This is a genomic window from Paraburkholderia sp. MPAMCS5, assembly GCF_036016995.1.
Taxonomy (GTDB): Bacteria; Pseudomonadota; Gammaproteobacteria; order Burkholderiales; family Burkholderiaceae; genus Paraburkholderia.
Genome location: NZ_JAYXBK010000002.1, coordinates 130,493 through 155,749, shown reverse-complemented (window position 1 = coordinate 155,749; position 25,257 = coordinate 130,493). Strand labels below are relative to the sequence as shown.

The 25,257-nt window shown below is 63.0% G+C and carries 26 protein-coding genes, 1 other RNA gene and 1 pseudogene; 9 read left to right on the top strand and 19 right to left on the bottom strand.

Going from position 1 to position 25,257, the window contains the following annotated elements:
- Nucleotides 1-96: 96 nt before the first annotated feature.
- Nucleotides 97-342 carry a hypothetical protein gene (locus VOM14_RS04700; RefSeq protein WP_327627587.1) on the bottom strand — a complete coding sequence of 82 codons (246 nt, stop codon included), beginning with the start codon at nucleotides 340-342 and terminating at the stop codon, nucleotides 97-99.
- Between the two features lie 128 nt (nucleotides 343-470).
- Here VOM14_RS04700 and ruvC point away from each other — a divergent pair, with 128 nt between their 5' ends.
- From ruvC to VOM14_RS04680, 4 genes are all read left to right on the top strand, one after another.
- On the top strand, nucleotides 471-1,013 hold the full coding sequence (ruvC, locus tag VOM14_RS04695) for a crossover junction endodeoxyribonuclease RuvC (protein WP_327627586.1): 543 nt from the start codon (nucleotides 471-473) through the stop codon (nucleotides 1,011-1,013).
- A gap of 59 nt (nucleotides 1,014-1,072) precedes the next feature.
- Nucleotides 1,073-1,654 carry a Holliday junction branch migration protein RuvA gene (gene ruvA / locus VOM14_RS04690; RefSeq protein WP_020069298.1) on the top strand — a complete coding sequence of 194 codons (582 nt, stop codon included), beginning with the start codon at nucleotides 1,073-1,075 and terminating at the stop codon, nucleotides 1,652-1,654.
- 110 nt (nucleotides 1,655-1,764) lie between these two features.
- On the top strand, nucleotides 1,765-2,829 hold the full coding sequence (gene ruvB / locus VOM14_RS04685; protein ID WP_327627585.1) for a Holliday junction branch migration DNA helicase RuvB: 1,065 nt from the start codon (nucleotides 1,765-1,767) through the stop codon (nucleotides 2,827-2,829).
- Between the two features lie 27 nt (nucleotides 2,830-2,856).
- Nucleotides 2,857-3,828, top strand: coding sequence for an oxygenase MpaB family protein (locus VOM14_RS04680; RefSeq protein ID WP_327627584.1), 972 nt, complete (start codon nucleotides 2,857-2,859; stop codon nucleotides 3,826-3,828).
- Nucleotides 3,829-3,847: 19 nt separating this feature from the next.
- Here VOM14_RS04680 and VOM14_RS04675 read toward each other — a convergent pair whose 3' ends face one another.
- The 3 genes from VOM14_RS04675 to tyrS form a co-directional block, all read right to left on the bottom strand.
- Nucleotides 3,848-4,519, bottom strand: coding sequence for a histidine phosphatase family protein (locus VOM14_RS04675; protein WP_327627583.1), 672 nt, complete (start codon nucleotides 4,517-4,519; stop codon nucleotides 3,848-3,850).
- Nucleotides 4,520-4,623: 104 nt separating this feature from the next.
- Nucleotides 4,624-5,094, bottom strand: coding sequence for a D-aminoacyl-tRNA deacylase (gene dtd / locus VOM14_RS04670; RefSeq protein ID WP_327627582.1), 471 nt, complete (start codon nucleotides 5,092-5,094; stop codon nucleotides 4,624-4,626).
- A gap of 31 nt (nucleotides 5,095-5,125) precedes the next feature.
- Nucleotides 5,126-6,376, bottom strand: a complete 1,251-nt coding sequence (gene tyrS / locus VOM14_RS04665; RefSeq protein ID WP_327627581.1) for a tyrosine--tRNA ligase — start codon at nucleotides 6,374-6,376, stop codon at nucleotides 5,126-5,128.
- A 229-nt stretch (nucleotides 6,377-6,605) separates the two neighbouring features.
- Between tyrS and VOM14_RS04660 the strand changes: the two genes are divergently transcribed.
- A complete protein-coding gene (locus tag VOM14_RS04660) occupies nucleotides 6,606-7,736 on the top strand; it encodes an anhydro-N-acetylmuramic acid kinase (protein WP_327628104.1) in 1,131 nt (376 codons plus the stop codon).
- Between the two features lie 122 nt (nucleotides 7,737-7,858).
- Here VOM14_RS04660 and erpA read toward each other — a convergent pair whose 3' ends face one another.
- The 3 genes from erpA to rplM form a co-directional block, all read right to left on the bottom strand.
- On the bottom strand, nucleotides 7,859-8,224 hold the full coding sequence (gene erpA / locus VOM14_RS04655; protein WP_013340463.1) for an iron-sulfur cluster insertion protein ErpA: 366 nt from the start codon (nucleotides 8,222-8,224) through the stop codon (nucleotides 7,859-7,861).
- A gap of 222 nt (nucleotides 8,225-8,446) precedes the next feature.
- Nucleotides 8,447-8,839: a 30S ribosomal protein S9 gene (gene rpsI, locus VOM14_RS04650; RefSeq protein WP_011489810.1), complete on the bottom strand. Its 393-nt coding sequence runs from the start codon at nucleotides 8,837-8,839 to the stop codon at nucleotides 8,447-8,449.
- 11 nt (nucleotides 8,840-8,850) lie between these two features.
- Nucleotides 8,851-9,279: a 50S ribosomal protein L13 gene (gene rplM, locus VOM14_RS04645; protein ID WP_007587440.1), complete on the bottom strand. Its 429-nt coding sequence runs from the start codon at nucleotides 9,277-9,279 to the stop codon at nucleotides 8,851-8,853.
- Between the two features lie 632 nt (nucleotides 9,280-9,911).
- On the opposite strand from rplM, the gene VOM14_RS04640 reads away from it, so the two are divergent.
- Complete coding sequence (locus tag VOM14_RS04640; RefSeq protein ID WP_025602559.1) at nucleotides 9,912-10,334, top strand: OsmC family protein; 423 nt, start codon at nucleotides 9,912-9,914, stop codon at nucleotides 10,332-10,334.
- Nucleotides 10,335-10,413: 79 nt separating this feature from the next.
- On the opposite strand, the gene rnpB is transcribed toward VOM14_RS04640, so the two are convergent.
- The 3 genes and pseudogenes from rnpB to pyrC form a co-directional block, all read right to left on the bottom strand.
- Nucleotides 10,414-10,827: RNase P RNA component class A (rnpB, locus tag VOM14_RS04635), an RNA gene on the bottom strand.
- An 87-nt stretch (nucleotides 10,828-10,914) separates the two neighbouring features.
- A pseudogene (locus tag VOM14_RS04630) lies at nucleotides 10,915-11,535 on the bottom strand (DUF3025 domain-containing protein); the annotation flags it as partial.
- A gap of 201 nt (nucleotides 11,536-11,736) precedes the next feature.
- On the bottom strand, nucleotides 11,737-12,807 hold the full coding sequence (gene pyrC / locus VOM14_RS04625; RefSeq protein WP_327627580.1) for a dihydroorotase: 1,071 nt from the start codon (nucleotides 12,805-12,807) through the stop codon (nucleotides 11,737-11,739).
- 176 nt (nucleotides 12,808-12,983) lie between these two features.
- Here pyrC and VOM14_RS04620 point away from each other — a divergent pair, with 176 nt between their 5' ends.
- A complete protein-coding gene (locus VOM14_RS04620; protein WP_327627579.1) occupies nucleotides 12,984-13,925 on the top strand; it encodes a class II glutamine amidotransferase in 942 nt (313 codons plus the stop codon).
- 78 nt (nucleotides 13,926-14,003) lie between these two features.
- On the opposite strand, the gene VOM14_RS04615 is transcribed toward VOM14_RS04620, so the two are convergent.
- The 6 genes from VOM14_RS04615 to VOM14_RS04590 all read right to left on the bottom strand — a co-directional run bounded on the left by VOM14_RS04615 (nucleotide 14,004) and on the right by VOM14_RS04590 (nucleotide 19,814).
- On the bottom strand, nucleotides 14,004-14,729 hold the full coding sequence (locus VOM14_RS04615) for an amino acid ABC transporter ATP-binding protein (RefSeq protein WP_013340469.1): 726 nt from the start codon (nucleotides 14,727-14,729) through the stop codon (nucleotides 14,004-14,006).
- Complete coding sequence (gene gltK / locus VOM14_RS04610) at nucleotides 14,726-15,403, bottom strand: glutamate/aspartate ABC transporter permease GltK (RefSeq protein ID WP_327627578.1); 678 nt, start codon at nucleotides 15,401-15,403, stop codon at nucleotides 14,726-14,728. The genes VOM14_RS04615 and gltK overlap by 4 nt, the downstream gene beginning before the upstream one ends.
- A complete protein-coding gene (locus VOM14_RS04605; protein ID WP_327627577.1) occupies nucleotides 15,403-16,143 on the bottom strand; it encodes an amino acid ABC transporter permease in 741 nt (246 codons plus the stop codon). The genes gltK and VOM14_RS04605 overlap by 1 nt, the downstream gene beginning before the upstream one ends.
- Nucleotides 16,144-16,225: 82 nt before the next feature.
- Nucleotides 16,226-17,119: a glutamate/aspartate ABC transporter substrate-binding protein gene (locus VOM14_RS04600; protein WP_327627576.1), complete on the bottom strand. Its 894-nt coding sequence runs from the start codon at nucleotides 17,117-17,119 to the stop codon at nucleotides 16,226-16,228.
- 285 nt (nucleotides 17,120-17,404) lie between these two features.
- A complete protein-coding gene (locus VOM14_RS04595) occupies nucleotides 17,405-18,718 on the bottom strand; it encodes a Glu/Leu/Phe/Val family dehydrogenase (RefSeq protein ID WP_327627575.1) in 1,314 nt (437 codons plus the stop codon).
- A 139-nt stretch (nucleotides 18,719-18,857) separates the two neighbouring features.
- Nucleotides 18,858-19,814 (bottom strand): LysR family transcriptional regulator, encoded by a 957-nt coding sequence (locus VOM14_RS04590; protein WP_327627574.1) that lies wholly within the window; start codon nucleotides 19,812-19,814, stop codon nucleotides 18,858-18,860.
- Between the two features lie 253 nt (nucleotides 19,815-20,067).
- Here VOM14_RS04590 and VOM14_RS04585 point away from each other — a divergent pair, with 253 nt between their 5' ends.
- Both VOM14_RS04585 and purB read left to right on the top strand, forming a co-directional pair.
- Nucleotides 20,068-20,820 (top strand): glycosyltransferase family 2 protein, encoded by a 753-nt coding sequence (locus tag VOM14_RS04585; protein ID WP_327627573.1) that lies wholly within the window; start codon nucleotides 20,068-20,070, stop codon nucleotides 20,818-20,820.
- 134 nt (nucleotides 20,821-20,954) lie between these two features.
- Nucleotides 20,955-22,343 (top strand): adenylosuccinate lyase, encoded by a 1,389-nt coding sequence (gene purB / locus VOM14_RS04580; RefSeq protein ID WP_327627572.1) that lies wholly within the window; start codon nucleotides 20,955-20,957, stop codon nucleotides 22,341-22,343.
- Between the two features lie 99 nt (nucleotides 22,344-22,442).
- Here the strand turns inward: purB and VOM14_RS04575 are convergent, their stop codons facing one another.
- From VOM14_RS04575 to eda, 3 genes are all read right to left on the bottom strand, one after another.
- Complete coding sequence (locus VOM14_RS04575; RefSeq protein ID WP_327627571.1) at nucleotides 22,443-22,937, bottom strand: gluconokinase; 495 nt, start codon at nucleotides 22,935-22,937, stop codon at nucleotides 22,443-22,445.
- Nucleotides 22,938-22,947: 10 nt separating this feature from the next.
- Complete coding sequence (locus VOM14_RS04570; protein ID WP_327627570.1) at nucleotides 22,948-24,342, bottom strand: GntP family permease; 1,395 nt, start codon at nucleotides 24,340-24,342, stop codon at nucleotides 22,948-22,950.
- A 252-nt stretch (nucleotides 24,343-24,594) separates the two neighbouring features.
- Complete coding sequence (eda, locus tag VOM14_RS04565; protein WP_327627569.1) at nucleotides 24,595-25,236, bottom strand: bifunctional 4-hydroxy-2-oxoglutarate aldolase/2-dehydro-3-deoxy-phosphogluconate aldolase; 642 nt, start codon at nucleotides 25,234-25,236, stop codon at nucleotides 24,595-24,597.
- Between the last annotated feature and the right edge of the window lie 21 nt (nucleotides 25,237-25,257).

Here is a 25,257-nt window from a genome sequence, read left to right as displayed (position 1 = left end):
TTGCGGCGACGCCTGCCGTAAGACACAGTGAAGCGGCCCAGCGGAATTTTCCGCTGGGCCGTTTTCTTTGAAGGCCGCGCTGCGACGACGCGCGTATCAGTCCGGGTCCGGTGGATCTTTGCGCTCGTAGCCGTCCCTCACTTCCGGGTGTTGACTGATGTAGGTGGCAAGGCCCTCGCCTCGTGTCGCGAGACGCTTGAGTTCGGCCAGGTGTCGCGTGCCGACGCTCTTTTTCGTGTACCGGTAAGTCACGCCGGAGTTGAACCGCGCAGCGACAAAGTCATCGCCGATTTCGTACGCGACGATGCCCGATTTCCCACTGATATTCCCATAACGCTGCATAGGCGATCGACTCCTTCCGACAGGCACAGCAGTTTTTATTCCGCCCGCCTGCCTGCATGCCGAGCGCCACGCGGCGCGTGTGTTGTAGTATCGCAGGCACCTGGTTTTAACCGCATGTGCGGCACTTCATGAGAATTCTCGGCATCGACCCCGGCCTGCGCGTGACCGGCTTCGGCGTGATCGACCAAAGCGGACACACGCTCAGTTATGTGGCGAGCGGCGTCATCAAGACCGCGGACGCCGATCTGCCGTCGCGTCTCGGCACCATTTTCGACGGCATCTCGACGCTGATTCGCCAGCACTCGCCGGATCAATCCGCGATCGAAAAGGTGTTCGTCAACGTCAATCCGCAGTCCACTTTGCTGCTCGGCCAGGCGCGCGGCGCGGCCATTTGCGGGCTTGTCGCCGGGGGCGTGCCGGTCGCCGAATACACAGCCTTGCAGTTGAAGCAGAGTGTGGTCGGCTACGGCCGCGCGACCAAGGAGCAGATGCAGCAGATGGTCGTGCGCCTGCTCAATCTGTCCGGCGTGCCGGGCACCGACGCCGCCGACGCGCTCGGCATGGCGATCTGCCATGCGCACGGCGGCACGACACTGAGCACGCTCGGCGGCATCGCGCCTTCGCTCGCGAAAAAAGGCCTGCGCGTGAGGCGCGGACGTCTGGTGGGATGAACGCCATTGTGCCGCGCGCCCTGCGCTACACTCGCCCTTTCTCTCAAGATTGAATTGCCATGATCGGTCGCATTGCCGGCGTTCTGCTGGAAAAAAACCCGCCGCATCTGCTCGTCGACTGCAACGGCGTGGGTTACGAAGTCGATGTGCCGATGAGCACGTTCTACAACCTGCCTTCAACCGGCGAACGCGTGGTGCTGCTCACGCAGATGATCGTGCGCGAAGACGCGCATCTGCTTTACGGCTTCGGCACCACCGAGGAACGCTCGACCTTCCGCGAGCTGCTGAAAATTTCCGGCATCGGCGCGCGCATGGCGTTGGCCGTGCTGTCGGGCATGAGCGTGCACGAACTTTCGCAGACGGTCACGCTTCAGGACGCGGCGCGCCTCACGCGCGTGCCGGGCATCGGCAAGAAGACGGCCGAGCGGCTGCTGCTCGAACTGAAGGGCAAGCTCGGCGCCGACCTCGGCGCGATGGCCGGCGCGGCGTCGGCATCCGATCACGCGTCCGACATCCTGAATGCGCTGCTCGCCTTGGGCTACTCGGAAAAAGAAGCTTTGGCGGCGATCAAGAACGTGCCGGCCGGCACGGGCGTTTCCGAGGGTATCAAACTCGCGTTGAAGGCGTTGTCCAAGGCTTGAGGCGGTGCGCGAGGACGCTCGACGGATAAAGCTTCGCGCACTCCCGCGCGCCGCGCACCTTGGCCGTTTGGCCGAGTTTCGCGAGGAGCCGTGCGCGGTACAATGGCCGGATGATCGAAACCGACAAACTCGCCGCCGAGCGCATCATCGCGGCCACGCCCGTCTCGCCGAACGAAGAAGCGTTCGAGCGCGCATTGCGCCCGCGCCAGCTCGAAGAATATGTCGGGCAGGAAAAGGTGCGCGGCCAGCTCGAAATTTTCATCGAGGCCGCCAAGCGCCGCTCTGAATCGCTCGACCACGTGTTGCTGTTCGGGCCGCCGGGTTTGGGCAAGACCACGCTTGCGCACATCATCGCGCGCGAAATGGGTGTGAATCTGCGGCAAACGTCGGGACCCGTGCTGGAGCGCGCCGGCGACCTCGCCGCGCTGCTCACCAATCTCGAAGCCAACGACGTGTTGTTCATCGACGAAATCCACCGGCTCTCGCCGGTCGTTGAAGAAATCCTGTACCCGGCGCTGGAGGATTACCAGATCGACATCATGATCGGCGAAGGGCCGGCCGCGCGCAGCGTGAAGCTCGATTTGCAGCCGTTCACGCTGGTCGGCGCGACCACTCGCGCGGGCATGCTGACCAATCCGCTGCGCGATCGCTTCGGCATCGTCGCGCGGCTGGAGTTTTACAACGCCGAGGAACTGGCGCGCATCGTCACGCGCTCGGCTTCGCTGCTGAATGCGCAGATTCATCCGGACGGCGCGTTCGAAATCGCGAAGCGCGCGCGCGGCACGCCGCGTATCGCCAATCGGCTGCTGCGGCGCGTGCGCGACTACGCGGAGGTCAAGGCCGACGGCAACATTACCGCGCAAGTGGCCGACGCGGCGCTGCGCATGCTCGACGTCGACGCGGTCGGCTTCGACCTGATGGACCGCAAGCTCCTCGAAGCAATCCTGCACAAGTTCGACGGCGGCCCGGTCGGCGTCGACAACCTGGCGGCGGCTATCGGCGAAGAGCGCGACACGATTGAAGACGTGCTCGAGCCGTATCTGATCCAGCAAGGCTTCCTGCAACGCACGCCGCGCGGCCGCGTCGCCACGCTGCTCACTTACCGTCACTTCGGGCTGGCGGCTCCGGACTCGTCGAGCGCGCTGCCCGGCTTGTGGGATTCGGCTGCGACCTGAGCGGCCAGGGAGCGAGCCCGATTCAGGATGTCCGACGAGACAAGGCAATACCAGACTCCCCGCCGACAACCACAGCGCTCGCCCGCCAGGTTCGCGCGGTGGCTGACCGGCAAGCTCCGCTCCCGGCTCGCGGCAGGCGTCACGCATCTCACGACCGGCAGCGGCCCCACGCTCGACTACTCTTCGCCGCCCGGCGATCCCGGCTTGTTCGGCCCGGATTCCATGTGCTGGAAAGTTCACGCCGATTTCACATCCATGATGACCGGCGGCATCAGCGCGCTCATGCTTCAGGCGCTGCATCCGCTGGCGCTGGCCGGCGTATGGGATCACTCCATGTTTCGCACCGATATTCTCGGGCGCCTGCGGCGCACCGCGACGTTCATCGCCGGCACGACGTTCGGCAGCCGGCATGACGCGCTCGCGCTGATCGAACGCGTGAAGCGCATCCACCTTGGCGTGAGCGGAATGGCGCCGGATGGCCGGCCCTATCGCGCGAGCGAGCCCGCGCTTTTGACGTGGGTGCACGTGGCCGAAGTGTCCAGCTTCATGACCGCGCATCTTCGGTACGTGAACCCGGCGCTTTCCGTCGTGGCACAGGACCAGTACTTCGAGGAAACCGCGCAGATCGCGCACATGCTCGGCGCGGCGGATGTTCCTCGCTCGCGCACCGAAATCGACGCTTACCTGCTCGCCATGCAGCCGGAACTGATTGCGAGCGAGCGCACTCGCGAGCTGGTCGGCATTCTGACGAACGCGCCGGCGCCGAGCGCCGCGATGCGCCCTGCCGGCGCGCTGATGTTCAACGCCGGTGTCGATCTTCTGCCCGACTGGGCTCAAACGATGTTGGGATTCGAGCGCTATGCGTTGATTCGCCGGGCGGTGGCGAGGCCCGGCGTGCGGCTCGTCGCGCCCGTGATCAGATGGGCGCTCGTGAACGGCGTCTCGAAGCGGGCGCGCCGCCGCGTTGCCGCCACGAGTGACGTGGACGGCTCACGCTGAGCTGAGCCGCGCCGCGTGATTAACGTCCCGGTTGCGGGACTTTCTTGAAAGTGTCGTCGGCGCTGGGCGCGTCGAGATGCGCGATGTCGCCCCACGACACGACGCTCGCGCGCCCGTTGTCGAAGTCCACCACGTTCACGCTCGTGTTCAGCAGCGTGTAGTCGCGCGGAGCATCGAGCGACAAACCGCACGCAAAGCGGCGCACGCAGTCGAGCACGCCGCCATGCGCGACGCACGCGATGCGCCCGCCCGGATGCGCGGCGACGAGCGGCTCGATCGCGTGCAATACGCGGTGATAGAACGCGCGCTGCGACTCGCCTTCGGGCGGCGTGAAACCGGGGTCACGCGTTTGCCAGTGCGCGTATTCATCGGGGAAACGCGCGGCGATTTCATCGCTGTCGTGGCCTTGGAACGCGCCGTAGGAGCGCTCGCGCAGAGCTTCGCTCAGATGCACGGGCAAGCCGAGCGCGTCGGCGAACGGTTGCGCGGTTTGCCGCGCGCGCTGCAGGTCGCTCGAATAGATCGCATCGAGCCGCGCGCCGTGCTTCACTTCATCGACGATGCGGCGTGCCAGGCTTTGCGCCTGCGTGACGCCCACCTCGGCGAGCGGAATGTCGATATGCCCTTGAATGCGCTTGATGCGGTTCCAGTCGGTCTCGCCGTGCCGGATAAACAGAATCTGCGTGGTCATGGATCAGAAGAGGCGCGGGTCGCCGGTTGTGCGGAGCCGCTATTGTCGCAAGAACTGCGGCCGCGCGAATGGTGCGAAAAACTGCATGAAATGCAGCGCGAAATTCAGGCGTTGGTTTGCAGCCAGAACGTGACGGGCCCGTCGTTCACGAGCGACACCTGCATGTCGGCGCCAAACTCGCCCGTTTCGACGATCGAATGTTTCGCGCGCGCCGCCGCAACGAAGTAATCGAACAGACGCTGGCCTTCAGCCGGCGGCGCGGCGGGGGTGAAGCTCGGACGCAGGCCACTGTTGGTGTCCGCGGCCAGCGTGAACTGCGAAACCAGCAGCAAACCGCCCGCGCGCCCAGCGCCGTCCAGATTCTGCACGGACAGGTTCATCTTGCCCGCTGCGTCGCTGAACACGCGGTAGCCGAGCACCTTCGCGAGAAGCCGGTCGGCCGCCGCTTCGGTGTCGCCGCGCTCGGCGCACACGAGCGCGAGCAGGCCGGCGTCGATTGCGCCGGTCACGCGCTCATTGTCACCGTCCACCACGCGCACCTCGGCGCGCCGCACGCGTTGGATCAAGGCGATCATCGGGCCGGCTCCGGCTGCGCGGTTCGGCTCATCAGGCTGTCAGGGTGACGCGCGCGAAGCGGCGCTTGCCGACCTGCACCACGTACTCGCCTGGCTCGACCTTCAGGCCCTTGTCGGACACCGTTGCGCCGTCGATCTTCACGCCGCCCTGCTCGATGTTGCGCAGCGCTTCGCTCGTGGACGGCACCAGGTTCGCCTGCTTGAGCAATTGACCGATCGCGAGCGGCGCGCCCGCCAGCGTGACCGCCGCGATGTCGTCCGGCACGCCGCCCTTCGCGCGGTGGTTGAAGTCTTCGAGCGCACGCTCGGCGTCCGCCTGTGAATGGAAGCGCGCGACGATTTCCTGGCCGAGCATCACCTTGAAATCGCGCGGATTGCGGCCGGCTTCGATTTCCTTCCTGAAGCCGGCGATTTCGTCCATCGGACGGAACGACAGCAGTTCGAAGTAACGCCACATCAGCACGTCGGAAATGCTCATCAGCTTGCCGAACATATCTGTCGGCTTTTCGCTGATGCCGATGTAGTTGTTCTTCGACTTCGACATTTTTTCGACGCCGTCGAGCCCTTCAAGCAGCGGCATCGTCAGAATGCACTGCTGCTCCTGGCCATACTGCTTCTGCAATTCACGGCCGACCAGCAGGTTGAACTTCTGGTCCGTGCCGCCGAGTTCGAGGTCGGCATTCAGCGCGACCGAGTCGTAGCCTTGCATCAGCGGATACAGGAATTCGTGGATCGAAATCGGCACGCCGCCCTGGAAACGCCTGGTGAAATCTTCGCGCTCGAGAATTCGCGCCACCGTGTAGCGCGACGCGAGCTTGATCATGCCGTCGGCGCCGAGCGGCATCGACCACTCGCTGTTGTAGCGGATCTCCGTCTTGTCGCGGTCGAGCACGAGTGCGGCCTGCTCGAAATACGTCTTCGCGTTCGATTCGATCTGTTCGCGCGTGAGCGGCGGGCGCGTGGCGTTGCGGCCCGACGGGTCGCCGATCAGCGACGTGAAATCGCCGATCAGGAAGATCACGGTGTGACCGAGGTCCTGCAACTGGCGCATCTTGTTCAGCACGACCGTATGGCCGATGTGGATGTCGGGCGCGGTCGGATCGAGCCCGAGCTTGATGCGCAGCGGCGTGCCGGTCGCCTCGCTTTTCGCGAGCTTCTGTGCGAATTCTTCTTCGATCAGCAATTCGTCGACGCCGCGCTTCGTGACGGCGAGCGCGTGACGGACCTGGTCGGTGATCGGAAAAGCGGAGGCGGGATTGGGCTTGTTGGACTCGGTGCTCATGCTGGAAACGTGAAGTCGCGAAAAAAACAGATTGTCCCATAGATGCGCGCCGCCGCGCCTCATCAAGCGGCCAGGAGCGCGCCACGCGCGCAAGTTTTCGGCGCGACGGGCCGGCCGCGCGCGACGCGCCGCGCTTCCGCTTCGGGCGCGCTTGCGCGGATAATCTGCTACCACCATCGCTAGAGCAGTGGCCATGAACCCGCAACGAAATATCGACAGGAGCAACAACGTGGCGCAAGACCCCGCAGACGGCGTCTATTTTGGCTTGATGTCCGGCACGAGCATGGACGGCGTGGACGGCGTGGCCGTCCGGTTCGCCAAGGGGAGGCCGCCCGTGGTGCTGGCGGAGGCGTTCGTCGGCTTCGCCGCGGGATTGCGCGACGCGCTGTTCGCGCTGCAACAGCCGGGCGAGAACGAGATCGAACGCGAGTCGCTCGCCGCCAATGCGCTCGCCACGCGCTACACCGTGTGCTGCCACGAACTGCTGCGCAACTGCCACGTGTCAGCCGCCGAAGTACGCGCGATCGGCGTGCACGGGCAAACGGTGCGGCATCGGCCGGAAAAGGGCTATACGCGACAGATCAACAACCCCGCGCTGCTCGCGGAAATGACGCATATCGACGTGGTCGCCGACTTCCGCAGCCGCGACGTCGCGGCCGGCGGCCAAGGCGCGCCGCTCGTGCCGGCTTTTCACGCGACCGTGTTCGGCGCGAAGAACGAAACGCGCGTGGTCTGCAACTTGGGCGGCATCAGCAACATCACGATCCTGAACGCGACGGGCAGCGTGCGCGGCTTCGATTGCGGGCCGGCCAACGCCCTTCTCGACGAGTGGGCGCAGCGCCATCTCGGCAAGCCGTTCGACGAAAACGGGCATTTTGCGGCAGCTGGCCAAGTGGACCGGACGCTGCTGAACGCCCTCCTGGACGAGCCGTTCTTCGCGCAGCAACCGCCCAAGAGCACCGGCCGCGATCTGTTCAACCCGGAATGGCTCGCCGCGCGGCTGCGGCCGTTTGCGGACCTCGCTCCCGCCGACGTCCAGGCGACGCTCGTCGCGCTCACCGCGGTGACGGTCGCGCGCGAAATCGAGCGGCATGCGTCCGACGCCCAAGCGGTTTATGTATGCGGCGGCGGCGCGCGCAATCCGGAGATTCTGAAGTCGTTGCAGCAGGCGCTGGAGGACAGCGGTGTTGGCGGCGTACCGGTGATGACCACCGACGCGCTCGGCGTGCCGCCCAGCCAGGTCGAACCGCTGGCGTTCGCATGGCTCGCGATGCGCTGCGTCGCACGTCTGCCGGGCAGCCTGCCGGCCGTGACGGGCGCGAGCGCCGAGCGTGTGCTGGGTGCAATTTATCCGCGCTGAGGTCGGATTCAGTGGAGCGCGGCGCGAGTTTCGTTGCAAGCGCACGCGTCAGGGTAAAAGGCGAAAGCAATAAAAAACGGGGCCGAAGCCCCGTTTCGTGTGTGTTGCTGCTTATGTGCTTCTTAAACCGAAAACGACGAACCGCAACCGCAGGTGGTCGTGGCGTTCGGATTCTTGATCACGAACTGCGCGCCGTTGATGTCGTCCTTGTAGTCGATCTCAGCGCCGACCAGGTACTGGTAGCTCATCGAATCGATCAGCAACTGGACGCCGCTCTTGTTCATGACGGTATCGTCTTCGTTGACGGCTTCGTCGAACGTAAAGCCGTACTGAAAGCCCGAGCAGCCGCCGCCCTGCACGAAAACGCGCAGTTTCAGGTCAGCATTGCCTTCTTCTTCGATCAGTTGCTTGACCTTGTCAGCCGCTGCGTCGGTAAAAACGAAGGGGGCGGGCATCTCGGTCACGGGTGTTTCGGTGACTGCGTTCATTCGAACTCTCCAAAAAGCTTCTAGCCGGTATTGTAGGGCTGATCTCGATATCGTGCTGAAGCCCACAAAATCAATGGGTTCTTATGGGAATCGCGATTGACGGCGCGCTCGCGCGCGCAGCGCCGCTGCACGGAACCATCGGCCATAAAAAAAGCCGCCTTCGCGACAGCGTTGGCGGCTTTTTCTGCGCTCCAGCAAGAAGCCGGTTCGCACCCGAAGCGATTAACGCTTCGAGAATTGCTTCCTGCGACGTGCCTTGTGGAAGCCGACCTTCTTACGTTCGACTTCACGGGCGTCACGCGTAACGAAGCCAGCCTTCGACAGTTCCGGCTTCAGCGTTGCGTCGTAGTCCATCAGCGCGCGGGTGATGCCGTGGCGAACCGCACCGGCTTGACCCGTTTCACCGCCACCCGTCACGTTGACCTTGATGTCGAACGTGACGCCGTGGTTCGTGAGTTCCAGCGGCTGACGCACGATCATCAGCGAGGTTTCGCGCGAGAAGTAGTCGGCGATGGGCTTGCCGTTCACAACGATATCGCCCTTGCCTGCCTTGATGAACACACGTGCGACGGCGCTCTTGCGGCGGCCCGTGCCGTAATTCCAGTTACCGATCATGTGGGCTCCCCTTAGATCTCGAGCGCTTTCGGCTGTTGTGCCGAATGCGGATGCGTTGCTTCAGCGTAGACCTTCAGCTTCTTGATCATCGCGTAGCCGAGCGGGCCCTTCGGCAGCATGCCCTTGACCGCTTTCTCGAGCGCGCGGCCCGGGAAGCGTTCTTGCATCTTGCCGAACGTCGTTTCATAGATACCGCCGGGGTAGCCCGAGTGGCGGTAGTACTTCTTGTCAGTCGTCTTGTTGCCCGTGACCTTCAGCTTGCCGGCGTTGATAACGATGATGAAATCACCGGTGTCGACGTGGGGAGTGAATTCAGGCTTGTGCTTGCCGCGAAGACGGTGTGCCACTTCGCTGGCGACACGCCCGAGAACCTTATCCGTCGCGTCAATCACGTACCATTCGCGCGTCACCTCATGGGCTTTTGCGGAAAACGTCTTCATGATCGATCCAAAAAAATTGCTGCGCCCAATGTGTTTTTTCCTGCTTGTAGTGTGCGCATCGAGGCGCGTGCAGGCTCTCCCTGTTCTTCCTCCGCGGGCGCGGATGCGGAAAAGCCCTGAATTATAAAGGAATTTGTGGCGTCAAGTCAAAAATGTCCGGGACGTGACCTTAAAAGGCGTTCCGGCGACCATTGAATCGGCGAAATGCGGGCGAAAAAAAACCCGAACAAGTGGTTCGGGTTTAATCCACCAAAGGAGGAGGTGGAGGAGACAGCGGAGGTTGCGCACTGCTGCAACCGATGAGGCAATTATATGAAGCATCCTTGTGCAACGCAAGAACATTTGCAATGTGAAATTGAATTTCATATTGTGACAACGCGACCCGGCATGCGCCGAAACCGGCGTCCCATTGTGCGTCAACGGTTCGCGGCATTTCTCGCGACCGGTTCCGGCACGACAACTAGAGTGAAACCCCTAAATTCCGCCGATGCGAAGCCATCTCCGACAGCATGCCGCGGCGCAGCATACAAGCCCTCGTCGCGCATAATTTGCGGCCGAAGTCGCTTCGGGCGGATGCCTAAAGGCCGGGCTACAATGCCGTCTCGATATAGCGAAGCGCGGTGGAGCACAGCATGGAATGCAAAGTAAGCTGGATGGGGCAAGACGGCATGGCGTTCGCCGCCGAAACGGGCAGCGGCCACCTGGTTGCAATGGACGGCGCGCCCGAAGGCGGCGGCCGTAACCTCGCGCCGCGTCCAATGGAAATGGTGTTGCTCGGCACGGGCGGCTGCACCGCTTACGACGTCGTGATGATCCTGAAGAAAAGCCGTCAGGAAATCGCCGGCTGCTCGGTGACGCTGAAGGCCGAGCGCGCAAGCGAAGATCCGAAGGTGTTCACCAAGATCCACTTTCACTTCACCGTGACCGGCAAGAATCTGAATCCGGCAACCGTGGAGCGCGCGATCAATCTGTCGCACGACAAATACTGCTCGGCGTCGATCATGATCGCCAAAACGGCGGAACTGACGCACTCGTTCGATATCGTGGCGAACTGAGCACGTCCGGGATTCAAGCCCGGAGCGCATCCATGAAAAATGCCGGCGTCCCGAAAGACGCCGGCATTTTTTTGTGAGGTGGCAAAGCAGGCCGATAAGCCGGATTCTGTGCACGCGCAGCGCCCGAAGGCGCGGCGCGCGTGGCAGCCATTCCTCTAGGCGCGTCATTGCTGACGCGCTCAAGCTTCCTACCCGCAGACGAGACGGGGGCCCCGCCCTGCATCTCGAAGATGCGCGCCTGCCTACTTGGAATTGCTCCGGGTGGAGGTTACCGTGCCGGTCTGCCTTGCAGCAGCCGCGGTGCGCTCTTACCGCACCGTTTCACCCTTACCTGATCCCGGCTTGCGCCGGGCCATCGGCGGTTTGCTTTCTGTTGCCCTGTTCCGCGTGTCGCCACGGATGGCCGTTAGCCATCACCCTGCCCAGTGGAGTCCGGACTTTCCTCGCCCTCGTTGGCCGAAGCCGCCGAGGCCGCGACTGCCTGGCCTGCTTTGCTGGCGCCGATTTTAACATCTGAACGGCGGCCCGCGCGGAACACGGACTTGTCGTCGTAAAAGGCGGGTTCTTCGTTCTCGGGCCACCAACCGGGAATGCCCAGTACCGGAAGCGGCGCGAAAAGGCGGCTCGTGAGCGCGTCCGTGTTCAGCAAGGCGGCGCTGACCGCCGCGTCCAGCCATGCGTCGCGCGCGTCGGCGTCCCATTCGAAGTACGCCGACGGCACGTCGACGATCCACGCATGGCCCGTGCAGGCCTTGAACGGCGCGATCAGCTTTTCCAGCAGCGCATGGCCGAAGCAGCGCACCTCGCAGCTCGCGCCCCACGCAGCGCGCCGCGCCAGCAGCAGCGTCCGCCAGTCGAAGCCGCGCAGCGCGGCGCTCAAAGCGGGATCGGCACAGGCGAACAGCAGCGCGTTTTCGTCGAAGAGAGTCAGCGCGTCGCGCACGCCGCCGCGCGTCGCGCCGACGCCGAGCCGGTCGATTGCCGCCGACTGCCGCGCGTTCAGCGCCGCCTTGATGCGCGGAAAGGCAAACCACATCGACGCGTTGAAGAAGTCGTGCAGATTGTGGCGCGTCGGCACGCAGCCGGTCGCCGCGATATGCGCCTCGTAGGCCGCGCCCGGCGGCAAGTCGTCTTGCGCGATGAACGCGAGACGCTGGCCGCGGCCCGTGGTTTGGCGCGCGCGGCCGGTGTCGGCGTTCATTTCGGCGAGCAACGCCGCGTAGCTGGTGAGCGCGGCCTGCTGCCAGCGCTGGCCGCGCTCGGCAAATTGCGCGAACCAGGGCTTCGACCAGTCGATGGCGGCGAAACCCGGCGGCGCGTCAATTTCCGCGCGTGGTCCGGACGTTGCTCTCGCCGCTTGCTCCGGCGTGTCAGGCGCTCCCCGCTCAGGCATCTAACTGCCTCAAACCAGACGCCAACCAATCGACTCGCCGCCGCGCAGCGGCACGACCGGCGTATCGCCAACCGGAAGTTCGGCAGGCAGCGTCCATTCCTCGCGACGCAGCGTGACCTTCTCCTCGCTGCGCGGCAGGCCGTAGAAATCCGCGCCGAAGAAGCTCGCGAAACCTTCGAGCTTGTCGAGCGCGCCCGCTTTGTCGAAGGCTTCGGTGTAAAGCTCCAGCGCGTGCAGCGCCGTGTAGCAGCCCGCGCAGCCGCACGCGTGCTCTTTCAGGCCCTTCGGATGCGGCGCGCTGTCGGTGCCGAGGAAGAAGCGCGGATTGCCCGACGTGGCCGCCTCGACCAGCGCGAGGCGATGCGTTTCGCGTTTGAGCACCGGCAGACAGTAGTAGTGCGGACGGATGCCGCCCTGGAAAATCGCGTTGCGGTTGTACAGCAGATGGTGCGCCGTGATCGTTGCGCCCAGCAGTTCAGGCGGTGCGCCGGCTTCGCGGATATAGTCGACCGCATCTTTCGTGGTGATGTGCTCGAACACCACTTTCAGCGCCGGAAATTCGCGGCGCACCGGCGCCATGACGCGGTCGATAAACACTTTTTCGCGGTCGAACAGATCAATCGACGAATCCGTCACTTCGCCGTGCACGAGCAGCGGCATGCCCACTTCCTGCATCGCTTCGAGCGTTTTCGCGCACTTCATGATGTCGGTCACGCCCGCGTCCGAGTTGGTCGTGGCGCCCGCCGGATACAGTTTCACGCCGTGCACGAAGCCGCTTTCGCGCGCGCGGCGGATTTCGTCGGGCGGCGTGTTGTCGGTCAGATACAGCGTCATGAGCGGCTCGAACTTCGCGCCGGCCGGAATCGCGGCGACGATCCGCTCGCGGTAGGCCTGCGCCATGGCCGTGGTCGTGACCGGCGGCTTCAGGTTCGGCATGATGATCGCGCGGCCGAACTGGCGCGCCGTGTCCGGCAACACGGCAGCGAGCATCGCGCCGTCGCGGACGTGCAGATGCCAGTCGTCCGGGCGGGCAAGCGTGATCGAGTCGCGGGAATGTTGGGAAGCGTTGGAAGCGGTCATGGCGAGAGAGGAACGAGAGGCGGCGGCAAATACCAGCGATGCGCCATGGATGCGGTCAAACCGTCATGTTGCGGCCTGAACACCCGTCAATTTTGCTATTTGGCGCTTCTGGCTCGGTGATATGCTTGGAAAATCATCATTGTAACGGCTCGCCCGTTCACAGGCTTACCCGCAACATGTGCCAACTTCTAGGAATGAACTGCGCCGCGCCGACGGACGTCACGTTCTCGTTCACCGGCTTTGCGGCGCGCGGCGGCGTCACCGATCACCACGCCGACGGCTGGGGCATCGCTTTCTTCGAAGACAAGGCGTGTCGCCTCTTCATCGACCATCAATCGTCGGCCACCTCGCCGATCGCCGAGATGGTCAAGCGTTACCCGATCAAATCGAAGAACACCATCGCGCATATCCGCAAGGCGACGCAAGGGCACATCCTGCTGGAAAACTGCCACCCGTTCATGCGCGAACTGTGGGGGCGTCACTGGATCTTCGCGCACAACGGCGATCTCAAGGAATATTCGCCGGTGCTCTCCGGCGTCTATCAACCGGTCGGCACGACCGACAGCGAACTCGCGTTCTGCGCGTTACTGGAAGGTTTGCGCAAGGCATTTCCCGGCGCGCAGCAACCGCCGCTCGTGGAACTGTTCGGCGCGCTCGAAACGCTCACGCGCGAAATCACGCAGTTCGGCGTGTTCAATTTTCTGATGTCGAATGGTCAGGCGCTGTTCGCGCATTGCTCCACTCACCTGCACTACATCGTGCGGCGCTGGCCTTTTTCCACCGCGCATCTGGTGGATGCCGACGTGTCGATCGACTTCGCCAAATACACGACGCCGGAAGACCGCGTCGCGGTGATCGCCACGCAGCCGCTCACCGACAACGAAGTGTGGAGCGCCTTCGAACCCGGCGACCTGATGATGTTCCAGCACGGCGATGTGATCGGCCGCGTCAACGTGCCGGTGCCGCCCTCGGTGCTGGAAAAATTGCGCAATCCGGCGCTGGACGCGTCCGCTTCGGCGAGCACGATCGCGGCTTCGGCACCGTCCGCGCAGGTGGCGTCGAGCGTCGAACTCGACCTCGAAGCCGCGGACGACGCGGCGGCTTTCGAATCATCCTGATCCGCTTCGGAAACTCCGTCACAGCAATAAAAAAGCCGCTCTTTCGAGCGGCTTTTTTGCCTTGCGGCAGCGAGAACGTCAGTGCAGGATCTTCGCCAGGAAATCCTTCGCGCGATCCGACTTCGGATTGGCGAAGAAGTCTTCCTTGCGGTCGTCTTCGACAATCAGGCCCTTGTCCATGAAAATCACGCGATGCGCGACCTTCTTCGCAAAGCCCATTTCGTGCGTGACGCACATCATGGTCATGCCTTCCTGCGCGAGTTCGACCATCACGTCGAGCACTTCGTTGATCATTTCCGGATCGAGCGCCGACGTGGGTTCGTCGAACAGCATCGCGATCGGGTCCATCGACAACGCGCGCGCAATCGCCACACGCTGCTGCTGACCGCCCGACAACTGTCCCGGAAATTTGTCCGCATGCGCGCGCAGACCCACGCGGTCGAGCAGCTTCAGGCCCTTCGCCGCCGCCTCGTCTTTCGAGCGGCCGAGCACCTTGATCTGCGCGAGCGTGAGGTTCTGCACAATCGACAGATGCGGAAACAGCTCGAAGTGCTGGAACACCATGCCGACCTTCGAACGCAGCTTCGACAGATTGGTTTTCTTGTCGGTCAGCGACTGGCCGTTGATGACAATCTCGCCCTTCTGGAACGGCTCCAGGCCGTTGACGGTTTTGATCAACGTGGACTTGCCCGAACCCGACGGCCCGCACACCACGACTACTTCACCCTTTTTGACTTCCGTCGTGCAGTCGGTGAGCACCTGAAACTGGCCGTACCACTTCGAAACATTCTTGATAGAGATCATCTTGCGACCTTTTTCTGAAGACCTTTGACAAGGCTCGACGCGATCACGCAGATCACGAAATAACACGCGCCCGCGAACAGTACCATTTCGACATTCGTGCCGTCACGATCGCCAATATTCGTGGCGGTGCGGAAGAAGTCGGCAAGGCTGATCACGTAGACGAGCGACGTATCCTGAAAGAGCACGATGCCTTGCGTGAGCAGCAGCGGCACCATCGCGCGGAACGCCTGCGGCAACACGATGAGGCGCATGGCCTGACCGTAGCTCATGCCGAGCGCGAATGCCGCGTTGACCTGCCCGCGCGGCACCGCCTGAATGCCCGCGCGGATGATCTCCGAGTAATACGCGGCCTCGAAGAGCGAGAAAGCGACCATGGCGGACGCGAGACGAATGTCGATATCCGGCGACAGCCCCAGCACGTTCTGCAACACCTGCGGCACGATCAGGAAGAACCACAGCAGAACCATCACGAGCGGGATCGAACGGAAGATCGTGACGTAGCCCTTCGCGAACCACTCGAAAGGCTTGAACGACGACAGCCTCATCATGGCGAGGACCGTGCCCCAGACAATCCCGATCACGATGGCGATCAGGGTGATCTTGAGCGTGACGATGGCGCCGGTCCACAGCGTAGGCAGTGCGCCCGGAATACCGCTCCAGTCGAAATGGTGCATCACTTGCCTCCGATATAGCCGGGCAACCGGGTTTTTGCTTCGATCCAGCGCATGAGTTGCATCACGACCAGATTGATCAGCAGGTAAGCGACCGTGACCGCGATAAACGACTCATACGTCTGCGACGTGTAATCGACGAGCTGACGCGCCTGCGCGGACAGATCCAGCAGACCGATGGTCGACGCCACCGCCGAGTTCTTGAAGATATTCAGAAACTCGGACGTGAGCGGCGGCACGATGATCCGGTACGCGACCGGCAGCAGCACATAGCGGTACGTCTGCCATTGCGTGAAGCCCATGGCGAGACCCGCGGCGCGCTGACCGCGCGGCAACGCGTTGATGCCCGAGCGCACCTGCTCGCACACGCGCGCGGCGGTAAACAGCCCGAGACAGACGATCGACGACGAGAAGAACTGCGCGCCAGGCGGCAGTTGCTTGAACCAGTTGCCCATGGAGACCGGCAGCAGTTCCGGTATCACCAGATACCAGATGAAGAACTGCACGATCAGCGGAATGTTGCGGAAAATCGCGACGTAAACCGTGCCGGCGCCCGACGCCCATTTGTTCGGCACCGTGCGCAGCACGCCAAAAAACGAACCGACGATCAGCGCGATCACCCATGCCGACAGCGACACGGTAATCGTGACCCAAAAGCCCGACAGCAACCAGCCCAGATAGGTGGTCGGCTCGCCGGTGGAAACCGGACTCAGCAAAATGCCCCAGTTCCAGTGATATGACATGACCAAGACTCCCGCAAAAAGAAACGGAAGAAGCACGGGGCCCCTTCCGTTTCGTTCAGCATTTCAAAAAAACAGCTAAGGTTTAATCGATTGCCTTGTCATTCGGGCTCTTGAAGAGCGCCTTCATGTCGTCGCTTTCCGGGAAGTTCAGATTCAGGCCCTTCGGCGGAATCGGCGATTCGAACCACTTCTTGTAGATCTTGTCGGCTTCGCCCGAGGATTCGACCTTCGCGATGGCCTCGTCGACGACCTTCTTGAACTCCGGATCGTTCTTGCGCAGCATGCAGCCGTACGCTTCATGCGACTGCGGCGCACCGACGATCACGAAATCGCCCGGATTGTTCGACTTGGCGCGCTCGCCGGCGAGCAGCGCGTCGTCCATCATGAACGCGGCGGCGCGGCCGGTGGACAGCGTCAGGAACGACTCGCCGTGGTCCTTCGCGCTGATGATGTTCATGCCCATGCTCTTGTCCTGGTTCATCTTGCGAAGCAGGCGCTCGGAGGTGGTGCCGGCGGTCGTGACGACCGTCTTGCCCTTCAGGTCGGCCCAGTCTTTAATGCCCGAGTCTTTCTTGGTCATGAGACGCGTGCCGATCACGAAGATCGTGTTCGAAAACGCGACTTGTTGCTGGCGCTCTGCGTTGTTCGTGGTGGAGCCGCATTCCATGTCGACGGTGCCGTTCTGCACCAGCGGAATACGGTTTTGCGACGTGACCGGCGTCAGCTTCACTTTCAGGTTCGGCAGGTTCAGTTTCTGCTTGACGGCATCAACCACCTTCAACGCGAATTCCTGCGAATAGCCGATCACATTCTGCTTTTCGTCGTAGTAGGAAAACGGAATCGACGATTCGCGATGACCCAGCGAAATGACACCCGTGTCCTTGATTTTTTTCAGCGTGCCGGCGTCCTGCGCGTGCGCGCCAACGGTGAATAATCCGAGAGTCGCGAGCAGCAGCGCAGCTTTTTTAACCTTCATGTTTGATCTCCTTGGCAAGAACCGGCGCCAGTGTAGCAAAGTAATTATTCTGAAAGTATGGCTATAAACCATGGCTGTTGCGTGTACGCCGCGATGGATTCGCGCGCCGTTTCGCACAGCCCGCACGCCCTTGCGGACATGCGAAGGCGGGCGGCATCTGTACGATGCCGCCCGCCGGGTCCAACACGTGCTCTTGTGGAGCGCGTTCAAGCATGCGCATTCACCTGTAATGCGCGGCGCGCCCGCGAGGTAGCGGAAGCGCCGTTTCTTTTGACAGCAACTTGATCAGGGATACAGGCCGCGCATTTCGCGCGCTTGCAGAATCCGCTTACACGCGACGATAAACGCCGCCGTCCGCACCGACACGTTCTGCTCGCTCGACACTTGCCACACCGCGGCGAAGGCTTCGCGCATCACGCGCTCGAGGCGCTGGTTGATCTCGTCTTCGGTCCAGAAGAAGCTCGAGAAGTCCTGCACCCACTCGAAGTACGACACCGTCACGCCGCCCGCGTTGGCCACCACGTCCGGAATCACGAGGATGCCGCGATCGTGCAGGATGTCGTCGGCCGCCGTGGTGGTCGGACCGTTCGCGCCTTCCACGATGATCTTCGTCTTGATCTTCGCCGCGTTCTTTTCGGTGATCTGGTTTTCCAGCGCGGCCGGAATCAGGATGTCCGATTCGACGGTCCAGAACTCTTCGTTCGTCACCGAATCGGCTTCAGGGAAGCCGCCGACGCCGCCCGTCTTCGCCACGTGGTCGAGCAACGCGACCGCGTCGATACCTGTCGACTTGTAGAGCGAACCGGTGTGATCCTGCACCGCCACGACCTTCGCGCCGGCTTCCTGGAACAGACGTGCGGCGATCCCGCCGACGTTGCCGAAACCCTGCACCGCGATGCGCGCGCCTTCGATATCGAAGCCGATGCGGCGCGCCGCTTCGCAGCCGACCACGAACACGCCGCGGCCCGTCGCTTCGCGGCGGCCCAGCGAACCGCCGAGCGTGATCGGCTTGCCGGTCACGACGCCGGTTGCCGTTTGGCCCTGGTTCATGGAGTACGTGTCCATCATCCACGCCATGATCTGCTCGTTCGTGTTCACGTCCGGCGCGGGAATGTCGGTATTCGGTCCGATGATGATGCCGATTTCGCTGGTGTAGCGGCGCGTGACGCGCTCCAGCTCACCACGCGAGAGCTTGCGCGGATCGAGACGGATACCGCCCTTCGCGCCGCCGTAGGGAACGTTCACCGCAGCGTTCTTCACCGACATCCACGCGGACAGCGCCATCACTTCCGAGAGCGTCACGTCCTGGTGATAACGCACGCCGCCCTTGCCCGGACCACGCGACACGTTGTGCTGCACACGGTAGCCCTCGAAGTGCGCGACGGTACCGTTATCGAGTTCGATGGGCACATCGACGATCAGAATGCGCTTCGGGCGCTTGAGGGTTTCGAGCCACCGGGACAGCGAGCCGAGGTACGGCGCGACGCGGTCGACCTGACGCAGGTAGTTGCCCCACGGGCCGAGGTCTTCGCTATTGAGGTAGGAGGGAACGGACTGCAACGATGAGGCGGATTGGGCGACTTGCTGCTGGGAAGACATGAACGCTCCGGCGTTGATCGAATACGAGCATTGTCGAAAAACGCCGTTTTGAAATCCAATGCCGTTTCCTTATCCGATTATGTTTTTTTTGCATAATCGCCCCGAAGCTGCAAATTTGCGTCGTGGACACGCAGGTTTTTCAGGCGCCCCCGTGCGCCAGTTCTTCCGATACCACCTCCCACAACTGCCGCACGAGAATCTGCCGCGCATCGTCGCTCTTCGCGGCCAGCTTGTCGCGATAGAGGCGTATCTCCATGGTGAGCGTGAGCTGCCCTTCCGGCGTGCCGCGTGTCGCGCGGTCGAGGCGGATCAGCTTGCCGTCCGCCACCGCGTCTTCCACGGCGCTGTGCGGCAGGAACGCGATGCCGTGGCCGGCCAGCGCCATCGCCTTCAGACCTTCCGCCATGTCGGTTTCATACAGCCGGTCCAGACACAGGCGCTCGGGCGCGTTGGCGAGAATCACCTCGGTCATGCGGCCGAGATACGCGTTCGGCGTATACGACAGATAGGGCGTGGGCGCTTCGGCGGTGCCCGGCAGCGTGTGGCGCGGACGGCCCGCGCGCCCTGGCGCCGAGAACGGGCTGATCGGCTCGTTGCCGAGCGTCAGCATGTCGTAGCGCCCTGGATCGAGCGCGACCGGGTGACTCGGATGGTGATAACCCATCATCAGATCGCAACCGCCTTCCACCAGCGAGAGCGCCGCGTCGTGCACGTTGAGCGCGCGCAGACGCGTATGAATCGGTCCCATCTGCGCTTCGATGCGTTGCAGCCAGCGCGGGAAGTACGTGAGCGACAGCGTGTGCGGCACAGCGAACTCGATGGTCGCCTGCGGCGTCGCGGTATGGCCGCGCAACAGCGCGCGGGCCTCGTGGAACTGCGAGAGCATCGCGAGCGCCTGCTCGTTAAAGACCTGCCCCGCCGCCGTGAGGCGCGTCGGATAAACGGAGCGGTCGATCAGCTCGGTGCCGAGCCACGCCTCCAGCGCCTGGATGCGCCGCGAGAACGCCGGCTGCGTGACGTGGCGCAATTCAGCCGAGCGGCTGAAGCTACGCGTCTCCGCGAGCGAAACGAAGTCTTCGAGCCATTTCAGTTCCATGCGAAGCCTGCTGCCGGCGAGAAAGAAGAAGTCAGCATTCTAGTGGGTGTCTCGCCGCGCGCCACCGCGCGGCCACTGCGACTCGGTCGCGCTTGCGTCGAAAAAATCGGATTCCGCCGATAGGTCGGCGAGTCGCGTGCCGCTATCTTGCGTCGGCCGGAACCCGCGGCACTCCGCTGCGCGCGCCGCGAACGACAAGCCGCGCCCCATTCACCGCTCTCACTGACGCCGCCGCGCAAGACGGCGCCCGCTCATGCCGCCACTCGTCTCCATCATCACGCCTACCGCTCATCGCGAACATTTGCTGCCGGCTATTGCGCGCTGCGTGTTGCGTCAACGAGTCGACTGGGAGTGGCTGATTCTCGACGACAGCGCAACACCGAGCGCGTACCTTCGCGCGCTGGCATTGCAAGACCCCCGCGTGCGCTATTTTCATTCGCCGACGCGCATGTCGATCGGCGCGAAGCGCAATCGTCTGATCGGCGAGGCGCGCGGCTCGGTGATCGCGCATTTCGACGACGACGACCATTACGCGCCGCATTACCTCGCGCACATGATCACGACGATGCGCGAGAACCAGGCCGATCTGATCAAGCTGTCGGGCTTTTTCATGTATGCGCCGCACACGCAATTCTTCGGCTACATGGATCTCAACGCGAAGGTCGGCCTGCATTACGAGCTGAGCGGCCAATCCGTGAATCACATCGAATTCCACGAGAAAATGCAGATCGGCGCCGACTTCGTGCTGTTCTACGGCTTCTCGTACGTGTACAAGAAGTCGCTCGCCGCGGTGTCGGCCTTCGGCGATATCGATCTGTGCGACGACGAAAGCTTCATCCGTCCCGTGGTCGAAGCGGGCCGCAAGGTGATTGCCGTCGACGATCCGCAGTCGAGTTGCCTGCACATCGTTCACCCAGGCTCGACCTCGCGCTGTTTCTCGCGCTACTCCATGCCCGCGTTCGTGCTGCCCACGCTGTTTCCCTGCTACGAAGGCTTGCCGGCTTGAGCGGCGCCTGCGGCCGGCGTATCCGGGCCAATCTCGTCTGGTGGTAAAATTCGCGGTTCCCTCCGTTCCGATCCGCTCGCCGAGCGCCCGCCAGGCGCTCAATGGGCGCTCAACGCTTAGACCCTGCCGCCATCATGTCCGACACACGCCCCGACACCCTGTTCGCGCTGAACGCGCTCTCCCCGCTCGACGGCCGTTATGCGTCGAAAACCGAAGCCCTGCGTGACTGGCTCTCGGAAGCCGCTTTCATGCGCAATCGCGTGACGGTTGAAATTCATTGGCTGATCGCGCTCTCGCGCGCCGGTTTCGCCGAAGTGCCGCGCTTCTCCGAAGCCGCGGAGCAATTCCTGCTGCAACTGGCCGAGCGCTTCACCGCGCACGACGCCGCGCGCATCAAGGACATCGAGCGCGTGACGAACCACGACGTGAAAGCGGTCGAATACTGGCTGAAGGAGTCGGTGAAAGGTCAGGAAGAACTGGAGCGCGCGAGCGAGTTCATCCATTTCGCGTGCACGTCGGAAGACATCAACAATACGTCGCATGGCTTGATGCTCGCGGGCGCGCGCGAACACGTCATCCTGCCGGCGCTGCGCACGGTGCATCAGAAGCTCGTCGCGCTGGCTCACGCGCACGCCGCTCAACCCATGCTCTCGCGCACGCACGGCCAGCCGGCCAGCCCGACCACGCTCGGCAAGGAAATCGCCAACGTGGCCGCGCGTCTCGCGCGCGCGATCGAGCGCATCGCGAACGTCGAACTGCTGGGCAAGATGAACGGCGCGGTCGGCAACTTCAATGCGCATCTGTCGGCCTATCCGGAGTTCGACTGGGAAGCGTTCTCGAAGGAAGTGGTCGAACAGCGGCTGAAGCTCACCTTCAATCCGTACACGATCCAGATCGAGCCGCACGACTACATGGCTGAACTGTTCGACGCCGTCGCGCGCGCGAACACGATCCTGCTGGATCTGGACCGCGACGTGTGGGGCTACATCTCGGTCGGCTACTTCAAGCAACGCACGAAGGCGGGCGAGATCGGTTCCTCGACCATGCCGCACAAGGTCAACCCGATCGACTTCGAAAATTCCGAAGGCAACCTCGGTCTCGCGAACGCCACGCTGCGTCATCTGGCGGACAAGCTGCCGGTGTCGCGCTGGCAGCGCGACCTCACGGATTCGACCGTGCTGCGCAACATGGGCGTCGCATTCGGTTACTCGCTGCTCGCGTACGACTCGCTGATCCGCGGTCTCGACAAGCTCGAAGTGAACGCACAGCGTCTGAACGAAGACCTCGACAATTGCTGGGAAGTGCTGGCCGAGCCGGTGCAAACCGTCATGCGCCGCTACGTCATCGAGAATCCGTACGAGCAATTGAAGGAACTGACGCGCGGCAAGGGCATCACGCGCGAGGCGCTGCAAACGTTCGTGAGCGGCCTCGCCATTCCGCAAGACGCGAAAGAGCGCTTGCTCGCCATGACGCCCGCATCGTACATCGGCAAGGCAGTCGAACTGGCGAAGCGCATCGGCTAACGCCGGCTTCGTTCGAGGCAAAAAAGCCGCTCCGAGGAGCGGCTTTTTTTCATTTGGGCAGCGAACTCGCGCGGTTCGGCGCCTGCCCTACCAATTGTTTTACCGCTCGTCGACCTGCTTCAACACCTCGTCGACAATCGCTTCCGGCGACAGTTCGATGTTCACCGTAATCGCCTCGTCCGCGCCCGGTTCTTCGAGCGTGTCGAGTTGGCTTTGCAGCAGCGACGGGTCGAAGAAGTGCCCGGTACGCGTCGTCAAACGTTCTTCGAGCAACTGGCGCGAACCCTTCAGATAGACAAAGCACACGTCCTTGTCGCCGTCACGCAGGATGTCACGATACGAGCGCTTCAGCGATGAACACGTGAACACCGCCGTCTCGCCCGCCTTCTGCTTTTCTTCGATCGCGGCGCGGATAGTTTTCAGCCACGGCCACCGGTCTTCGTCGGTGAGCGGAATGCCGTGGTGCATTTTCTCCTTGTTGGCTGCGCTATGAAACGCGTCGCCGTCGGTGAACGCGCAGTGCAGGCGTTCCGCCAGCATCTCGCCAATTCTCGTCTTGCCGGCGCCCGACACGCCCATTGCGATCAGAATCATCGAAAACTCCTTACAGGACCGCCGCTAGCGCGAAGGTCAAGCCTAAACCCATCAATGAAATGATGGTCTCGAGGAGCGACCATGTCTTGAAGGTCTGCCCCACCGTCATACCGAAATATTCCTTGATCAGCCAGAAACCGCCGTCGTTCACGTGCGAGAAGATCAGCGAGCCCGAGCCTGTGGCGAGCACCAGCAATTCCGGCTTGACCTGCACGCCGCTTGCCGCCGCGATCGGCGCGACGATGCCGCACGCGGTCGTCATGGCGACCGTCGCCGAACCCGTTGCAAGACGGATCAGCGCCGCCACGAGCCAGCCGAACAGCAGCGGCGACAGATGCGCCGCCGTTGCCGCATTGACGATTTCCTTCGAAATGCCGCTATCCATCAGCACGCGGCCAAAACCGCCGCCCGCGCCGACGATCAGCGTGATGCCCGCGATCGGCGCAAGACATTCGCCGCAGAACTTCTGGATCTGCTCGCGATTGAACCCGCGGCTCGCGCCGAAGGTCCAGAAGCTAACCAGCACCGCGATCAACAGCGCGACGTCCGAATTGCCGACGAAATGCAGCAGATCGTTCGCGAGGGTCTTCGGCGCGAACACGAGGTCGGCCCAGCTGCCGACCAGCATCAGAATCACCGGCAACAGAACCGTGAACAGCGTGACGCCGAAGCTCGGCAGTTCGCGCCGCGGTGCCGCTTTTGCGCCGCCCTGCGTGGCTGACAGCGGGACTTCGTCCTTATTGAGGAATTGCGCGGCGAGCGCGTTGTCTTTCGGCAGCTTCACGGTGCGGTGAATCAGCAGCGCGAACAGCGGACCGGCGACGATGGCGGTCGGCACGCCGACGATCAGGCCGTACGCAATCGTCTTGCCAATGTCCGCGTGATATTGCTGCACGGCGAGCATCGCGGCCGGGTGCGGCGGAATCAGCCCGTGCACGACGGACAGGCCCGCGACCATCGGCAAGCCGACCAGCAGCAGCGACTTGTTGGTACGCTTCGCGACGTTGAAGGCAATCGGAATCAGCAGCACGAAGCCGACTTCGAAGAACACCGGCAAACCGACGATGATCGCGACGACCATCATGGCCCAGTGAATGTTCTTCTCGCCGAACCAGTTGATGAGCGTCGTGGCGATCTGCTCGGCGCCGCCGGACTCGGCCATCATCTTGCCGAGCATCGTGCCGAGGCCCACCACCACCGCGATGTGGCCGAGCGTGTTGCCGTTGCCGGTCTCGAACGATTTGACGATGGTCGCCATCGGCATGCCGGACGCGAGGCCGAGCAGCAGCGACACAATGATCAGGACGAGAAACGGATAGACCTTGAAGCGGGTAATCAACAAGATCAGCAAGGCGATGGCGATCACCCCGTATACCAGCAGCATGCTGCCGTGAACAGCTTCCATGAAGCTCCTCCTTTGGGTTATTGATTGTGGGTGCGGACGATGACAGCACCTCGGCTCCTGGGGATCGGTGCGGCGCGTGAAGCGGATACGCCGCGTGGACGCTGAATTTTACTGTTTGTCGTGTCGAAAAGCCCGAGAAACCAGCACGCATGATTGCAACAAAGCCCCGTCGATACAACCGGCAGGCTGTATCGACGAGGCTTTTTATTGCCTGGCTCGCCGACTGCGAAGAGTGCGGCGGGCAGACTGGAACTAATGCGCGGGCGCCGCCAACTGACTCGCGGCGCGTGCGAGACGCGTGACTTCTTCCCAGTTTTCGGCGGCCAGCGCGGCTTTCGGCGTGAGCCACGAGCCGCCGACGCACACCACATTCGGCAGCGACAGGAAATGCGTCGCCGTTTCCGCCGTGATGCCGCCGGTCGGGCAGAACTTCAGCGTCGGGAACGGACCGTGAAAAGCTTGCAGCATCGGCACGCCGCCCGCTTGCTGCGCGGGAAAAAATTTCACGATTTCATAGCCGAGTTCGAGCGCGGCGATGATGTCGCTCGGCGTCATCACGCCTGGCAGGAGCGGCAGGCCGGCGTCCTGCGCGGCTTTGTGCATGTCTTTGGTGAGGCCCGGCGAGACGCCGAACTGCGCGCCTGCCTTCTTCGCCTGAGCACAGTGCTCGGGCTTCGTGATCGTGCCGACGCCCACGACGATGTCCTCGGCCAACTGGCTCGCGCGCTCGATCGCCTGCAGACCGGCCGCCGTGCGCAGCGTGATTTCGAGCACCTTCACGCCACCCGCATGCAACGCGCGCGACACGTGTTCGCCCTGCTCGACGGAATCGAACGCGAGTACCGGAATCACCGGACCGAGGCGCACGATCTCGCTTACTGTTTTCGACGTCATAGTGAAACTCCTTGGTTCTGT

What these genes read in the sequence shown, in the direction of transcription:
- VOM14_RS04615 (WP_013340469.1), bottom strand. Translation starts at nt 14,729, where the DNA reads ATGATCTCTATCAAGAATGTTTCGAAGTGGTACGGCCAGTTTCAGGTG.
- ruvB (WP_327627585.1), top strand. Translation starts at nt 1,765, where the DNA reads ATGATCGAAACCGACAAACTCGCCGCCGAGCGCATCATCGCGGCCACG.
- VOM14_RS04595 (WP_327627575.1), bottom strand. Translation starts at nt 18,718, where the DNA reads ATGTCTTCCCAGCAGCAAGTCGCCCAATCCGCCTCATCGTTGCAGTCC.
- VOM14_RS04585 (WP_327627573.1), top strand. Translation starts at nt 20,068, where the DNA reads ATGCCGCCACTCGTCTCCATCATCACGCCTACCGCTCATCGCGAACAT.
- VOM14_RS04600 (WP_327627576.1), bottom strand. Translation starts at nt 17,119, where the DNA reads ATGAAGGTTAAAAAAGCTGCGCTGCTGCTCGCGACTCTCGGATTATTC.
- VOM14_RS04590 (WP_327627574.1), bottom strand. Translation starts at nt 19,814, where the DNA reads ATGGAACTGAAATGGCTCGAAGACTTCGTTTCGCTCGCGGAGACGCGT.
- rpsI (WP_011489810.1), bottom strand. Translation starts at nt 8,839, where the DNA reads ATGATCGGTAACTGGAATTACGGCACGGGCCGCCGCAAGAGCGCCGTC.
- VOM14_RS04675 (WP_327627583.1), bottom strand. Translation starts at nt 4,519, where the DNA reads ATGACCACGCAGATTCTGTTTATCCGGCACGGCGAGACCGACTGGAAC.
- gltK (WP_327627578.1), bottom strand. Translation starts at nt 15,403, where the DNA reads ATGCACCATTTCGACTGGAGCGGTATTCCGGGCGCACTGCCTACGCTG.
- ruvC (WP_327627586.1), top strand. Translation starts at nt 471, where the DNA reads ATGAGAATTCTCGGCATCGACCCCGGCCTGCGCGTGACCGGCTTCGGC.
- VOM14_RS04620 (WP_327627579.1), top strand. Translation starts at nt 12,984, where the DNA reads ATGTGCCAACTTCTAGGAATGAACTGCGCCGCGCCGACGGACGTCACG.
- VOM14_RS04700 (WP_327627587.1), bottom strand. Translation starts at nt 342, where the DNA reads ATGCAGCGTTATGGGAATATCAGTGGGAAATCGGGCATCGTCGCGTAC.
- dtd (WP_327627582.1), bottom strand. Translation starts at nt 5,094, where the DNA reads ATGATCGCCTTGATCCAACGCGTGCGGCGCGCCGAGGTGCGCGTGGTG.
- VOM14_RS04640 (WP_025602559.1), top strand. Translation starts at nt 9,912, where the DNA reads ATGGAATGCAAAGTAAGCTGGATGGGGCAAGACGGCATGGCGTTCGCC.
- VOM14_RS04575 (WP_327627571.1), bottom strand. Translation starts at nt 22,937, where the DNA reads ATGATTCTGATCGCAATGGGCGTGTCGGGCGCCGGCAAGACGAGAATT.
- VOM14_RS04570 (WP_327627570.1), bottom strand. Translation starts at nt 24,342, where the DNA reads ATGGAAGCTGTTCACGGCAGCATGCTGCTGGTATACGGGGTGATCGCC.
- erpA (WP_013340463.1), bottom strand. Translation starts at nt 8,224, where the DNA reads ATGAACGCAGTCACCGAAACACCCGTGACCGAGATGCCCGCCCCCTTC.
- tyrS (WP_327627581.1), bottom strand. Translation starts at nt 6,376, where the DNA reads ATGAGCACCGAGTCCAACAAGCCCAATCCCGCCTCCGCTTTTCCGATC.
- ruvA (WP_020069298.1), top strand. Translation starts at nt 1,073, where the DNA reads ATGATCGGTCGCATTGCCGGCGTTCTGCTGGAAAAAAACCCGCCGCAT.
- VOM14_RS04680 (WP_327627584.1), top strand. Translation starts at nt 2,857, where the DNA reads ATGTCCGACGAGACAAGGCAATACCAGACTCCCCGCCGACAACCACAG.
- eda (WP_327627569.1), bottom strand. Translation starts at nt 25,236, where the DNA reads ATGACGTCGAAAACAGTAAGCGAGATCGTGCGCCTCGGTCCGGTGATT.
- purB (WP_327627572.1), top strand. Translation starts at nt 20,955, where the DNA reads ATGTCCGACACACGCCCCGACACCCTGTTCGCGCTGAACGCGCTCTCC.
- pyrC (WP_327627580.1), bottom strand. Translation starts at nt 12,807, where the DNA reads ATGACCGCTTCCAACGCTTCCCAACATTCCCGCGACTCGATCACGCTT.
- rplM (WP_007587440.1), bottom strand. Translation starts at nt 9,279, where the DNA reads ATGAAGACGTTTTCCGCAAAAGCCCATGAGGTGACGCGCGAATGGTAC.
- VOM14_RS04605 (WP_327627577.1), bottom strand. Translation starts at nt 16,143, where the DNA reads ATGTCATATCACTGGAACTGGGGCATTTTGCTGAGTCCGGTTTCCACC.